Source organism: Alteromonas sp. KUL106 (assembly GCF_009811415.1).
Lineage (GTDB): Bacteria > Pseudomonadota > Gammaproteobacteria > Enterobacterales > Alteromonadaceae > Alteromonas.
In genome coordinates this window covers 39,173-53,324 of record NZ_BLIG01000039.1, presented here as the reverse complement: position 1 = coordinate 53,324, position 14,152 = coordinate 39,173, and the positions used below count along the sequence as shown (strand labels likewise).

Annotated in this window: 8 protein-coding genes; 7 read left to right on the top strand and 1 reads right to left on the bottom strand. The window is 45.6% G+C overall.

What is annotated here, in order from left to right:
• The first annotated feature begins 198 nt into the window (after positions 1–198).
• The 4 genes from dnaJ (at position 199) to GVO63_RS14110 (ending at position 7,488) form a co-directional block, all read left to right on the top strand.
• Positions 199–1,329: a molecular chaperone DnaJ gene (gene dnaJ, locus GVO63_RS14125; protein ID WP_159580711.1), complete on the top strand. Its 1,131-nt coding sequence runs from the start codon at positions 199–201 to the stop codon at positions 1,327–1,329.
• 675 nt (positions 1,330–2,004) lie between these two features.
• Positions 2,005–2,487, top strand: coding sequence for a cytochrome c (locus tag GVO63_RS14120; RefSeq protein WP_159580709.1), 483 nt, complete (start codon positions 2,005–2,007; stop codon positions 2,485–2,487).
• Between the two features lie 391 nt (positions 2,488–2,878).
• Positions 2,879–5,449, top strand: a complete 2,571-nt coding sequence (locus GVO63_RS14115; protein ID WP_159580707.1) for a GGDEF domain-containing phosphodiesterase — start codon at positions 2,879–2,881, stop codon at positions 5,447–5,449.
• Positions 5,450–5,589: 140 nt separating this feature from the next.
• Positions 5,590–7,488, top strand: coding sequence for a propionyl-CoA synthetase (locus tag GVO63_RS14110; protein WP_159580705.1), 1,899 nt, complete (start codon positions 5,590–5,592; stop codon positions 7,486–7,488).
• A gap of 56 nt (positions 7,489–7,544) precedes the next feature.
• Here the strand turns inward: GVO63_RS14110 and GVO63_RS14105 are convergent, their stop codons facing one another.
• Positions 7,545–8,228, bottom strand: coding sequence for a cytochrome b/b6 domain-containing protein (locus GVO63_RS14105; protein ID WP_159580703.1), 684 nt, complete (start codon positions 8,226–8,228; stop codon positions 7,545–7,547).
• 361 nt (positions 8,229–8,589) lie between these two features.
• Here GVO63_RS14105 and dapB point away from each other — a divergent pair, with 361 nt between their 5' ends.
• From dapB to carB, 3 genes are all read left to right on the top strand, one after another.
• Positions 8,590–9,393, top strand: coding sequence for a 4-hydroxy-tetrahydrodipicolinate reductase (dapB, locus tag GVO63_RS14100; protein WP_159580701.1), 804 nt, complete (start codon positions 8,590–8,592; stop codon positions 9,391–9,393).
• A gap of 366 nt (positions 9,394–9,759) precedes the next feature.
• Positions 9,760–10,890: a glutamine-hydrolyzing carbamoyl-phosphate synthase small subunit gene (gene carA / locus GVO63_RS14095; RefSeq protein ID WP_159580699.1), complete on the top strand. Its 1,131-nt coding sequence runs from the start codon at positions 9,760–9,762 to the stop codon at positions 10,888–10,890.
• A 13-nt stretch (positions 10,891–10,903) separates the two neighbouring features.
• The gene (carB, locus tag GVO63_RS14090; RefSeq protein ID WP_159580697.1) at positions 10,904–14,125 is read left to right on the top strand and encodes a carbamoyl-phosphate synthase large subunit; all 3,222 of its coding nucleotides are present in this window, start codon (positions 10,904–10,906) and stop codon (positions 14,123–14,125) included.
• The last annotated feature ends 27 nt before the right edge of the window (positions 14,126–14,152 follow it).

Here is a 14,152-nt window from a genome sequence, read left to right as displayed (position 1 = left end):
GTTGCGTCAGGTCCGTTATCTAATAGGTTAGCGGGCCGTGTTAGCAGTTCAGGCGCAGCAGGAATTTCTTGTTGCGCCTTTGTTGTGTAAATGACTTGGCGATAATTGAACATACATTCAGGTTACTTTCACAACAGTCAGATGTAGATTCGATGAGCACGCAATGCTCATTGACAAAAAGTAGGATATGTAAACGATATGTCGAAACGAGACTACTACGAAGTACTCGGGGTAGATAAAAGTGCAGGCGAACGCGAAATTAAAAAAGCGTACAAAAAGCTTGCGATGAAATATCACCCTGACCGTACGCAAGGCGATAAAGCCCTGGAAGACAAATTTAAAGAAATCCAGGAAGCCTACGAAATTCTGTCAGATTCGCAGAAACGTGCAGCATACGACCAATATGGCCACGCGGGTGTTGATCCAAACCGTGGTGGCGGTGGCTTCGGTGGTGGTGCCGACTTCGGCGATATTTTTGGCGATGTATTTGGTGATATCTTTGGCGGTGGCCGAGGTGGACGTCAATCGCGCGCACGACAAGGTTCAGATCTTCGCTATAACTTAGAATTGAGCTTGGAAGAAGCGGTTCGAGGCAAAAGTGTGGACATTCGCGTTCCCACCCTGGTCGAATGTGATGTGTGTGACGGCTCAGGCGCGAAGAAAGGGTCTTCACCGAAGACATGTCCAACCTGTCACGGTAATGGCCAAGTTCAAATGCGCCAAGGGTTCTTCGCTGTTCAGCAAACCTGCCCAACGTGTTCGGGCAAAGGCAAGATCATTGAAGATCCGTGTAACAGCTGTCATGGTCATGGTCGCAAAGAAAAGACCAAGACCCTTAACGTTAAAATCCCAGCTGGCGTAGATACGGGCGATCGCATCCGTCTATCTGGCGAAGGTGAAGCAGGTGAAAATGGTGCGCCGGCAGGTGACTTGTACGTTCAGGTTCATGTGCGCGAACACGATATCTTTAAGCGCGATGGCAATAACCTATATTGTGAAGTTCCGCTAAGCTTCACAACGGCTGCTCTAGGCGGTGAACTAGAAGTGCCAACATTAGACGGTAAAGTTAAGCTGAAAATTAGCGCAGAAACGCAAACCGGGCGTATGTTCCGCCTTCGCGGTAAAGGCGTTAAGTCAGTGCGCAGCGGGGCTATGGGCGACCTGATGTGTAAAGTTGTGGTTGAAACACCAGTAAACTTATCATCACGCCAAAAAGAGCTGCTTCAAGAACTGGAAGAGTCAATGGGTAAAGCGTCAAGCAAGCACAGCCCGAAAGCACAAGGCTTCTTCGACGGTGTTAAGAAGTTCTTTGATGATTTAACTAATTAATTGTCAAAAACGCGCAATGTGATTCTAAAGCCCTCGTTAAGAGGGCTTTTTTTTGCCACTAAACGGTTCGGTAAACTAATCACACAATTATGCGGTGTTTTCTATATTTTCTGAGTGTCTGTCCAAAACTGTACGTTGGTATGTTTTAACTGAGTGTCTGTCCGAAGCTGTACTTGGTTCAGTAAACTAATCACACAATAATACTGTGCTTTCCATATCAACTAAGTGTCTGTCCAAAACTGTACGCTGGTTATGTTTTAACTGAGTGTCTGTCCAAAACTGTACGCTGGTTATGTTTTAACTGAGTGACTGTCCGAAGCTGTACTTGGCTGCATGTCCCAAAAACGCTTCAAACATGATGCGTTGGCGTTAATCCTTCTAGTCGGCTAATTCACCGTTATATTTCTTGCGCTGACTCAAACTATTCGTCACGATAGACCTGTACTACCAGTCTGCATAGATAATTACCCACTTAGTGAGACTTAACATGTTCGTAACCGCGGCGCGTTACCTCAGGTACAGTGGTTCTGTATCAAGATGACACAACAAAGAGTACGGACATATTCAACTCGCCCTTCTTAGTGGTGGATTCTATGCGGATTAATGGTATTGGTAACAACAAATATTTGAATAAGTGTTACGCACATATAATCAATTCAAACAAAGGGAACAGGCATGAAAATTTTTAATAAAGCGATAGTCGCTGTGGCAACGATGGGGTTGGTAATGTCAGCTTCAGTAGCTGCTGATGTAACCGAAGCGTCTTCAGAAAAACACGCTAAAGCAGCAACACAATACCGTCAAGCAGTGTTTCAACTTGTTCGCAGCAACATGGGCCCGCTTGGCGGCATGGCTAAAGGCGCGTTACCATTTGACGAAACCGTTATGGAAACGAATGCCGTTCGCCTTGAGCAACTGGCTGATATGATGGGCGATTATCTTTCAGTGGATACTCGCAAATTTGATGTCGAGACAGGTGCTAAAGACGAAATTTGGGAAAATTTTTCAGATGTTGAATCAAAAGTGATGGCGCTTAAAACAGCCGCAAAAGGTCTTCAAGCCGCTGTAAAAACGGGTGACGAGAGTGCCTATCGCGCTGCTATTGGTAAAATTGGCGCAAGCTGTAAATCCTGCCATGACGATTACAAAAAAGACTGATTAATCAATCATTTTTATAGCGCTGCTCTTTTTCATTAACCAAGTTTGTAACGGGGCTGAAATGAAAAAGGGGAGCGCTCCCACAAATTTCACGCCGAGTCTCGCACTAGCAATATTGCTCGTTAGCGTGCGCGCTGGTGCCTTAAAACCTGCTGGATATTTATACGACTGTTAGCTATATTGCAAAAAACGCAGGTCTTTTTTCTTCAATAAAAACTGATACGGTGGTTATTGGGCGACTTGTAGCGTTGTTCTTGATGCGCTGCAAAATCATAAAATGCGGAAAAACACGGCAGGGCTTAAGGGTGCACAAGGAAAGATACCTTTATCTTATCAACATCATGTGATGTCACTATTTTTGAATTAACGGATTATTAGAAGGTTTGCCTAGATGGACTTACGCAGTGAACGCATGTTATCGACAGTACGAACAACGCAGCACAACGTCACAGCGTTGTTAAATGAAAATAAAGCGAAAGCCCACGCTCTGTGCATGTTATTGGCATCAATTAATCCCAATACCGGGCGAGCTACAATTGTTGCTAGCGATGCTAATCACAGCTTTAAAGATGCTGAAAGTATTATTTTTCCTTCCCACGTTTTGCTCATGCTTCCTCTCACGCCGCTCAGTGCGCCTATTCCGTCAGAGGAATTTGAGTTACCTGATTCGCTTCAGCAATATTCCAGCAGTCACATTGTTGTTGCAATGATTCGAGATATTCAAGGGGAAGTCATGGGCGTTTTCCTCACTTTTGTGCAGCATAACGTGCTGAACGCCCGGCAACATGCACTTATCGATATCACACGTCAAAAAGTAGAAGTGAGTTACCAGTACGAACTCGTAAGACACCCCTATTCTGATAAGCTCTCAGAGCAGTTATCCCTTTTAGAAAAAGTGTGTTCAATCTCAAAGGTAGGGGCGTGGGAAATAGATAGGTTTTCCAGTGTTTTTTCATCAACTGAAGTCATGAAAAAGCTATTGGGAATGCCGCAGATAAAAAGTGTGAGCCTCCGTGAAGTTCTCTCTATGCTTACATTGAGTGATAGGGTAGCGTTAAGACGCAAAATAACGAAGGCGCTGAAAGGCGACCGAGAATTTACTATGCACTTTAATTTTCGAGATAAGCAGGGACAAACGAAAAGTGTTAAGCTTTCGGCATTTTTGCAAGTCGAGAAGGGTAAAAAAAGAGGTGTAAAGGTCACGCGTTTTTATGGTACCGCTCAAGATGAAACTGACGTTCAGCGACTTTCTGAGTCGCAGCATAACTACACTAACTACTTAGCTACATTGTTAAACAACGTCGATAGCGTTGTGTTATGCATAGATGAAAATGGTACGATTTTATCGTCTAACGACTACCTCTCTGTCGTTTTAGGTTTTGAACCTGATGAGTTGATAGGGCAAGACGTAAGATTAATTTCCACAAAAGTACAAAACAGCGATGCGCCCTCTTATTTTTCTGAGCGGGCTAAAGGATTGAATATTTGCGCTGAAAAGCGGGTTGTCACGGAATGTTTGCGTCATAAGAACGGGAAGCGTATTTCTTGTGATGTGAATTTATCGCCTTGTATCATCAACGGTCAGCAGTTGGTCGTGGCTACCATAAGAGATGTTTCATCTCATCACGTTGAACTGGAACACTTCAAGCAACTCGCACTAACAGATGCAGTGACAGGTCTTCCTAATCAACATCAATTTGAACGTTACCTCGCTGAAAAGGCCCGCGTTGGCAGTGAGTCAAAACCTCTGTCCGTATTCATTCGCGTGAATATTTGCAATTTCAATGAGTACGAAGAAGCTTTTGGTGAGCCAACTATCGATTACTTATCCCGTATTTTAGCTAGCCGATTTATGCGGGTTTTCGAAGATAAAAGCGTCCATAAAGCAAGAGTGTTTAAATGCGGAAGGGGAGCCTTTTTTGTTCACGTTGACCAATATTTCGAGGAAGAATCCGACGCGATTCATGTCGCGAAAAACTACGCTAACCTGCTACATGAACATATTTTACTGCCCATAACGCTTCACAACAGCCTCTTAACGATCGAGACTCAAACAATTAGCTGCACATTGCCTAATACGCACTTTTCATTTAAAAAAATACGTGAGACTTTAGCGCGAACCCCACAGCGAACGTTTAAAGACAAGCCGCCAAGCGCAAACGAGTATTCCCACATAAAAGCAAGCGATATTGAACGTTATAGCTACGTTAAGCGTTCATTAGGTAGAGCAATTTCGAACGACGAGCTATTCATCGAATTACAGCCTCAGTATGATGGGCTGAACAATGTTATTAGCTCGGAAGTATTGCTGAGATGGAAGCATCCACATTTAGGCATAGTCAATCCCACCGAATTTATTCCGATAGCTGAAGAAAACGAACATATCGCCGATTTTGGATTATGGGTTTGCAATGAAGCGTGTAAATTACTCAAAGAATGCCAATCTCAACAGATAGACACCAAGCTGTCTATTAATATCAGTGCTAAGCATTTGGCAAGAGCTGATTTTGTCAGTAAGTTTGTGGCAATCGTCAATAAATGGCAGGTAGCGCATAAAAGCTTAACGCTAGAATTGACAGAGGGCTCGCTAATTAGGGGGGTAAGCATCATTCAGTATCGCGTGAGAGAACTCGCCGAACAAGGTTTTTCTCTATCAATTGACGATTTTGGAATAGGCGAATCAAACCTGAATTACCTCCAAGATTTGCCCATAAAAGAATTAAAAGTTGATAGAGTATTTATAGAAGCAATGGAAGGCTCGGCGCAGAAAACACTGTTAATCACGAGTATTTGCAACATGGCCAAAGCGCTTCATTTAGATACAGTGGCAGAAGGCATCGAAACCACGCATCAGCTTGAGCAAGCTAAAGCGTGTGGGTGCAGCGCTTTCCAAGGCTTTTATTTGGACAAACCCATGAGTGTTGAAAGTTGGCGTGAAAAAATAGCGCTCACTTCGCAGTAACGTTCATGTCGACATCTAAAGTTCTATGAAAGTTTAATGCTATGTAAATCAGGCTGTTATAACGTTTACGCCTGAAGTCTTATAACCACGTTATCGCGAACTGCATTAGGTTGTTCATAAACCCTACTCAGGACATGGTTATGACTTATAAAAATGAATACATTGCCTCCATACAACATCCCGATGAGTTTTGGTTACAACAAGCTCGCAATATCGCTTGGTTTGAGCCCCCAGTAAATGGCTGTCAAAAAGCGGATAATGGTTACTATGACTGGTTTCGTGGAGGTCAACTCAACACGTCATATCTTGCGCTAGATCACCACGTTAAAAATGGACGGGGTGAGAAGACAGCGCTTATATATGATTCGCCAGTCACACAAACCACACAGTATTTTTCTTACAATGAATTGCTTTCACAGGTCGCGACATTTGCTGGCGGCTTGTCGCGTTTAGGTGTATCGAAAGGCGATCGGGTCATTATTTATATGCCCATGATCCCCCAAGCTGCGATCGCCATGCTGGCTTGTGCGCGCATTGGCGCTATCCACTCAGTTGTTTTTGGTGGCTTTGCCGCGAATGAACTTGCCGTCAGAATAGACGATGCAACACCGAAAGTAATTATTACGGCGTCATGCGGCATAGAGGGCAGCAAAATACTGCCTTATAAACCGCTAGTCGATGAGGCCGTATCGATAGCCAACCACAAGCCCAATGCGTGTGTCTTGTTTCAGCGTGAACAATTAATTGCGCAATTAAACGAAGATATTGATCACGATTGGATGACATTAGCGGAAAATAGTGAGCCCGCTGACCCCGTCGCGGTCGATGCCACTGATCCACTTTATGTACTTTATACCTCTGGAACTACGGGTAAGCCCAAGGGTGTGGTGCGAGATAATGGTGGGCATGCCGTCGCGCTTCACTATTCCATGGGAGCCGTCTACGGTATTGGTGAGGACGACGTATTTTGGGCAGCGTCGGACGTGGGTTGGGTTGTGGGGCACTCCTACATTGTTTATGCGCCGTTAATAAAAGGCGCTACGACTGTGCTGTATGAAGGTAAACCTGTAGGTACACCGGATGCGGGTGCGTTCTGGAGAATGATAGAAAGCCACAAAATCAATGTGCTTTTCGCAGCCCCTACTGCATTTCGTGCAATTAGAAAAGTCGATCCAGAAGCTGACCTTTTTTCCACATACGATACATCAAGTCTGCGAACAGTATTTATGGCGGGTGAGCGGCTTGATCCGCCGACCTATTACTGGGCACTAGATAAAATAGGCGTGCCGATTATCGACCATTGGTGGCAGACGGAAACGGGCTGGCCGATTTGTTCAAACCCAATGGGGGTGGAACCCATGGAAACTAAGCCAGGCTCTTCCAGTGTTCCAACGCCAGGGTTTCACGTAACGGTGCTCAAAGGTATCGATAAAGAACAAACAACGGGAGAAACGGGTGCGATTGCTATCAAACTTCCCTTACCCCCGGGGTGCTTGTCTACAATCTGGCGAGATCATCAGCGTTTTAGCGACGGTTACCTGCGGGAATTTCCTGGCTACTATAGCACCGGCGATAATGGCTATGTGGATGAAGACGGTTACGTTTTTATTATGGGGAGGACAGATGACGTAATCAATGTTGCAGGGCACCGGCTTTCTACAGGCGAAATGGAGGAGGTGTTAGCAGCGCATCCTGCCATAGCCGAATGCAGTGTCATCGGGGTTCATGACGCACTTAAAGGTCAATTGCCCGTTGGGTTAGTATTACTTAAAGATGGAGTTTCAATTGACGAAAAAGAGCTAGAGAAAGCGCTGGTTCAGCGAGTACGTGACGCAATTGGTCCGGTAGCCTGTTTTAAACGCGCTATTGTCGTTGAGCGATTACCGAAAACCCGTTCCGGAAAAATTTTACGCAAACTCCTTCGCCAAATAGCGGCAAATGAAACGGTCGCCGTGCCTTCTACAATTGATGATCCAACAAGTGTAAAAGAGATTGAGTCGCTAATGAGGCAAAAAGGATTGGTACAGGGCTTAATTTGAATGACTCATCGAGGCAGGGCCTGTCTATTTTATATAGCAGGCCCTTAAGTACCATGTTAATAGTAATACTCGTCCACTTCAGGCGTGGGCGGAAAAACGTCAATCGCTACGTACACAATTACCCCAGCTAACAACGCGACCAAAAGTGCAATAACTAAGCGAGAGTCAGAGATACCAGCGGTTTTTGACTCTTTTTTCCCATGCACCATGGCAGGCACTAATTTTTGTTTTTTATAAACACCGTAAAAAATGACCGCCGCTATATGAAGTGCAATGACATACAGCAGAATGTCAAATGCGAGATGGTGTAGTGTATTCATCAGCGCGAGTGTTTCTTTATCTGCCAGTTGGCGATAAGGACCATCTAAGAAAATATCGTCCGTCATAAACAAGCCTGAAACTGCTTGAACAGCGACTAAAACAAGCATGACGATAACAAACCAGCCTCCCAGCGGGTTGTGCCCAACAGAAGATGCCGAGTGTTTATTAAACAAGGTCATTACATAGTTTACAACGTCTCGCGGACCGGTTACGAAGCTGTTAAATCTAGCATAATGGGTACCTACAAAACCCCATAAAACGCGAAAGACAACCAAAAATAAAGTGAAATATCCAATATAAAAATGCCATTGTATTGCGTTTTCGAACCATTCGGCCGTCGCATACTGTGCTAAAAGGCTGGCAACCAGAAGCCAGTGAAAAAAGCGGGTAGGGATATCCCAAACGAGTACTTTCTGCATAATGTTTTCATTTGAATTAGTAATTATGATTGCCAACAGCGTCACTCAATTGGCCCTAGAAAACAAGACTAGCCAACGATTTAGCGAGCACATTCACCGTAATATCTATTAACGCGACAGACAATAGTTTTGGGAGTGAATCTTGCGCTTACGTCATTCGACGTCAGCGAATTGAGAAGCACAAGCCTTTTTTGAAAGCCTATACTTGCGTGTTTTTTTGAGTGAATGCATCTACAGAGGAAAGCGAAACGTTTTCTGTGTTAATTGTTATATGTATTTATTATTAATCTCACATTGCAATAGTGCAGGCATTTGGCAAAATGCGTGCTAGTTGAAGGCAAATAAAAGTGTAATACAAATAATGAAAGTAGGTTTGTTTGGCGCCAATGGGCGAATGGGGCGTGTTCTTGTCGAGGCACTTGACCTAAGTGATGATGCAGAACTCAGTGTTGCAACGGTCCGAGATGATTCTCCATGGGTGGGTTTAAATGTAGGTGAGCTTGCCGGTATTGGTAAGAAGAACATTGATTGTTCCGCTTTATCGAGTTTAAGCGGAAGCGACGCCGACGTGATGATTGACTTCACATTACCTTCCGTTATTGAAAACAACCTAAAATGGTGTGTTGAAAACAACATGCCAGTCGTGATTGGGACCACCGGTCTTAACGATAATCAACTCGCTGCACTACGTGAAGCCGCTAAACACATTCCTATCGTTTTTGCAGCAAACTACAGCGTTGGCGTAAATCTTATGTTGTCGCTTGTTCGACAGGCGGCAAGCGTACTAGGTGAAACTGCTGATATCGAAATTACAGAGGCACATCACAGATTTAAACAAGATGCGCCATCAGGCACTGCAATGGCCATTGGTGAAGCGATAGCTGATGAATTAGGCCGAGATTTAAAGACATGTGCGGTTTATGGCCGAGAAGGCAAAGAGCCTGAAAGAGACCAGGGTACCATAGGCTTTGCCACAATAAGAGCAGGGGATATTGTTGGCGAGCATACCGCATTATTTGCTGATATTGGTGAGCGTCTAGAGATAACTCACAAAGCCTCTAGTCGTTTAACGTTCGCCAAAGGTGCGGTACACGCCGCAAAATGGTTGTATGGTAAGGAACCTGGTCTATACTCCATGGTTGATGTACTAGACTTGAAACTATAAACATATTCAACGTTAGCTTGCGACAAAAGCAAATAAACGTTGAGGCGTTATCAAAGTGTTAAACTAAAGTTGAACTTTTTGTGAGCAATAAAGCGTACTTTCAGTGGTTTTGCGCAAAAAAGGTGGCATAAGCGTTATTTTAGTAAATTATTAGAAATAAATTTGCCATTTTCGGTCAGTGATGTATACTCGCCTGAATTTGCCAGAATTTCGTATTCTGAAGCGGTCAAACCGGCTGAAGAGTGCGGTTTTATTAGCTGCAAAGATCGTAGAACGGGATGTATTGTTATCAATAACTCCCGTTTTTTGTGGGGTTTGTGCAGAAAACTGCGCAAACACATAGTTATCCTTAATCTGGAGGTTGACTTGGCTAATTCTGCCCTTTTGGTGTTAGAGGATGGTTCTGTTTTTAAAGGTACGGCGATAGGCGCTACAGGCTCCGCCGTCGGGGAAGTCGTTTTTAATACTTCCATGACCGGCTATCAAGAAATTCTCACCGACCCATCCTACGCTGAACAACTCATCACCCTTACTTATCCACACATTGGCAATACCGGTACTAACGAAGAAGACGTCGAGGCAGATAAAATCTGGTCGAAAGGTCTCATTATTCGTGATTTACCGCTTGTTGCTAGTAACTTTCGTCAACAGCAAACACTGTCTGAATACCTTAAAGCGAAAGGCGTTGTGGGTATTGCTGACATTGATACACGTCGTTTAACGCGTATCTTGCGAGACAAAGGTGCACAAAACGGCTGCATTATTTGCTCTGATGAATTAGACGAGTCTAGCGCACTGGCGCAAGCAAAAGCTTTTCCTGGCCTTAAAGGCATGGATTTGGCCAAAGTAGTCAGTATTACTGAGCCGAAGACATGGACAGAAGGGAGTTGGGAGCTTGGCAAAGGCTACGTAACACCAAGCGAGTTCAAGTATCACGTTGTTGCATACGACTACGGTGTTAAGAATAATATTCTTCGCATGCTTGCCGACCGCGGTTGTAAAGTGACCCTGGTACCCGCACAAACTCCCGCTGAAGACGTATTAGCCATGAACCCTGACGGTGTGTTCTTGTCAAATGGTCCTGGTGATCCTGAGCCATGTGACTATGCAGTGGCAGCAATTAAAACCATCGTAGAAACGGGTACGCCAGTCTTTGGTATTTGTCTTGGTCACCAGCTACTTGCTATCGCAAGTGGTGCGAAGACGGTGAAAATGAAGTTTGGTCATCACGGCGCAAACCACCCGGTGAAAGACCTTAAGCGTAATGTAGTTATGATCACTAGCCAAAACCACGGTTTTGCTGTTGACGAGTCTAGCTTGCCAGATAACCTAGAAGTAACTCACATTTCGTTGTTCGACAAGTCGTTGCAAGGTATTCACCGCACCGACAAGCCTGCATTTAGCTTCCAGGGTCACCCTGAAGCCAGCCCAGGCCCTCATGAAGCGGCACCGCTATTCGACCACTTCATCGAACTTATTGAACAACACAAGCAGTAGGAATTAGCCAACTATGCCAAAACGTACCGACATACAAAGTATTCTTATCATTGGTGCTGGCCCTATTGTAATTGGCCAGGCTTGTGAATTCGATTATTCAGGCGCGCAAGCGTGTAAAGCCCTTCGCGAAGAAGGCTACCGTGTTATTTTGGTAAACTCTAACCCAGCTACCATTATGACAGACCCAGAAATGGCAGATGCAACCTACATTGAGCCAATTCACTGGGAAGTCGTTCGCAAGATCATCGAAAAAGAACGTCCAGATGCCATCCTACCAACGATGGGTGGGCAGACTGCACTAAACTGTGCGCTTGAGCTAGATAAACATGGCGTACTAGAAGAGTTCGGTTGTGAGCTTATCGGCGCAACGGCTGACGCCATCGATAAAGCGGAGAACCGCGAGCGCTTCGACAAAGCAATGAGAAATATCGGCCTTGAATGTCCGCGTGCAGAAATCGCACACAGCATGGATGAAGCGCACGATGTGTTAAGCCGTATAGGATTCCCATGTATTATTCGCCCTTCTTTCACCATGGGTGGCAGCGGCGGCGGTATTGCCTATAACATTGACGAGTTCAACGAAATCTGTCACCGCGGTCTTGACCTGTCTCCTACCAACGAACTGCTTATTGATGAATCGTTGCTAGGTTGGAAAGAATACGAAATGGAAGTAGTACGCGATAAAGCAGATAACTGTATTATCGTGTGTACTATCGAAAACTTCGACCCAATGGGTGTACACACAGGTGACTCAATCACTGTAGCACCTGCACAAACCCTGACCGACAAAGAATTCCAGATTATGCGTAATGCGGCAATGGCCGTACTACGTGAGATTGGCGTTGAAACGGGTGGTTCAAACGTACAGTTCGGTGTCGATCCTAAAACGGGCCGTATGGTCATCATCGAGATGAACCCGCGTGTATCGCGTTCATCAGCGCTTGCTTCGAAAGCAACAGGTTTCCCAATCGCGAAAGTGGCAGCGAAACTTGCGGTAGGTTACACGCTAGATGAATTGGCTAACGACATTACGGGTGGCCTAACGCCTGCGTCGTTTGAGCCGTCTATCGATTACGTAGTCACGAAGATCCCACGCTTCAACTTTGAAAAGTTCGCCGGTGCTAACGACCGCCTAACTACTCAAATGAAGTCGGTAGGTGAAGTGATGGCAATTGGTCGCAACCAGCAAGAATCATTGCAAAAAGCGCTTCGCGGTCTTGAGGTCGGTGCAACAGGCCTTAACCCAATGGTTGACCTTGAAGACCCAGAGTCACGCAACAAGGTTGTTTACGAACTTCGCCAGCCAGGCGCAGAGCGCATTTGGTACATTGGCGATGCGTTCCGTATGGGCATGACGGTTGATGAGGTATTTAACCTTACCAATATCGACCGTTGGTACCTTGTGCAGCTTGAAGACCTAATTCTACTAGAAGCGAAAGTTGCGGATCTTGGTTTGCCGGGTATCGATGCAGACTTTATGCGCGCACTGAAGCGCAAAGGCTTCTCAGATGCACGCCTTGCTGAGCTGACCAAAGTAGCGGAAAGTGACATTCGTGAGACGCGTCGTGGATTTGGCATTTCGCCAGTGTACAAGCGTGTAGACACGTGTGCAGCAGAATTCTCTACGAGCACAGCTTACATGTACTCTACGTATGACGAAGAGTGTGAAGCGGCCCCCACTGACAAAGACAAAATCATGGTGTTAGGTGGCGGTCCTAACCGTATTGGTCAAGGTATCGAGTTTGATTACTGTTGTGTTCACGCGGCGCTGTCCATGCGTGAAGACGGTTACGAGACCATTATGGTCAACTGTAACCCAGAAACAGTGTCTACTGACTACGATACGTCTGACCGCTTGTACTTCGAACCAGTAACGCTGGAAGATGTGCTTGAAATCGTTGCTAAAGAGCAGCCAAAAGGCGTTATTGTGCAGTATGGTGGCCAAACGCCACTTAAACTTGCCCGTGCACTAGAGGCAGCCGGTGTACCAATCATGGGTACTTCGCCAGAAGCGATTGACCGTGCTGAAGACCGTGAACGTTTTCAACAAATGGTGAACAAGCTTAATCTCAAGCAGCCTGCGAATGCGACGGTAACTAACGTTGAGCAAGCACTTGAGAAAGCTAAAGAAATAGGTTTTCCGCTTGTTGTACGTCCAAGTTATGTACTTGGTGGTCGTGCGATGGAAATCGTATACGACATCAAAGACCTGAAACGTTACTTAAACGAAGCAGTTAAAGTGTCTAACGACGCGCCAGTATTGCTAGACCGTTTCCTTGACGATGCCATCGAAGTTGATATCGACGCGATTTGCGACGGTAAAGACGTGGTCATCGGCGGAATCATGGAACATATCGAACAAGCAGGTGTTCACTCGGGTGACTCTGCATGTTCACTGCCGCCACACTCGCTTTCGAAAGAAATTCAGGACGTAATGCGCGAGCAGGTGCGTGCTATGGCCCTTGAACTCGGTGTCGTTGGTTTGATGAACACGCAGTTCGCGATTAAAGACGGTGAAGTTTACCTTATCGAGGTTAACCCTCGCGCAGCGCGAACCGTACCGTTTGTATCAAAAGCCACAGGTATTCCGCTTGCGAAAGTGGCAGCGCGTGCAATGGCGGGTGTAAGCTTGGCCGAGCAGGGCGTAACGGAAGAAGTGATCCCGCCTTTCTACTCTGTGAAAGAAGTGGTTCTTCCATTTGCTAAATTCCAAGGCGTTGATCCACTGCTAGGCCCAGAAATGCGCTCTACCGGTGAGGTTATGGGCGTGGGCGATACCTTTGAAGAAGCGTACGCGAAAGCGAACTTAGGTGCGGGTGCGCCATTACCTAAAGAAGGTAAAGCGCTTATCTCTGTTCGTGAGACTGACAAGCCTAAAATCATTGAGCTTGCCAAGGCGCTTATCGCCGCTGGTTTTAGTATTGAAGCGACACGCGGAACAGCAACAACCTTGTACGATGCAGGCATAATGAGCACGGTAGTGAATAAACTGTCGGAAGGCCGTCCTAATATCGTTGATGCTATCAAAAATGGCGAATACGCCTACTTGATAAATACAACAGAGGGTCGCCAAGCCATTACTGACTCAGTTTACATTCGTCGAGAAGCGCTGTTGAATAAGGTCACGTATACTACGACGATGAATGCAGCATTCGCGACTATTCGAGCGAAGTCTGCAGATGATCGTAACAAAGTGGCTTCTGTTCAAGAACTGCACGCTAGACTTAAACACTAATGACATACGCTAGGATACGAGGTATCC

Bases quoted from the DNA above. Each gene is read 5' to 3' on its own strand.
- dapB (WP_159580701.1), top strand. From the start codon at position 8,590: ATGAAAGTAGGTTTGTTTGGCGCCAATGGGCGAATGGGGCGTGTTCTT.
- dnaJ (WP_159580711.1), top strand. From the start codon at position 199: ATGTCGAAACGAGACTACTACGAAGTACTCGGGGTAGATAAAAGTGCA.
- GVO63_RS14110 (WP_159580705.1), top strand. From the start codon at position 5,590: ATGACTTATAAAAATGAATACATTGCCTCCATACAACATCCCGATGAG.
- GVO63_RS14105 (WP_159580703.1), bottom strand. From the start codon at position 8,228: ATGCAGAAAGTACTCGTTTGGGATATCCCTACCCGCTTTTTTCACTGG.
- carB (WP_159580697.1), top strand. From the start codon at position 10,904: ATGCCAAAACGTACCGACATACAAAGTATTCTTATCATTGGTGCTGGC.
- GVO63_RS14115 (WP_159580707.1), top strand. From the start codon at position 2,879: ATGGACTTACGCAGTGAACGCATGTTATCGACAGTACGAACAACGCAG.
- GVO63_RS14120 (WP_159580709.1), top strand. From the start codon at position 2,005: ATGAAAATTTTTAATAAAGCGATAGTCGCTGTGGCAACGATGGGGTTG.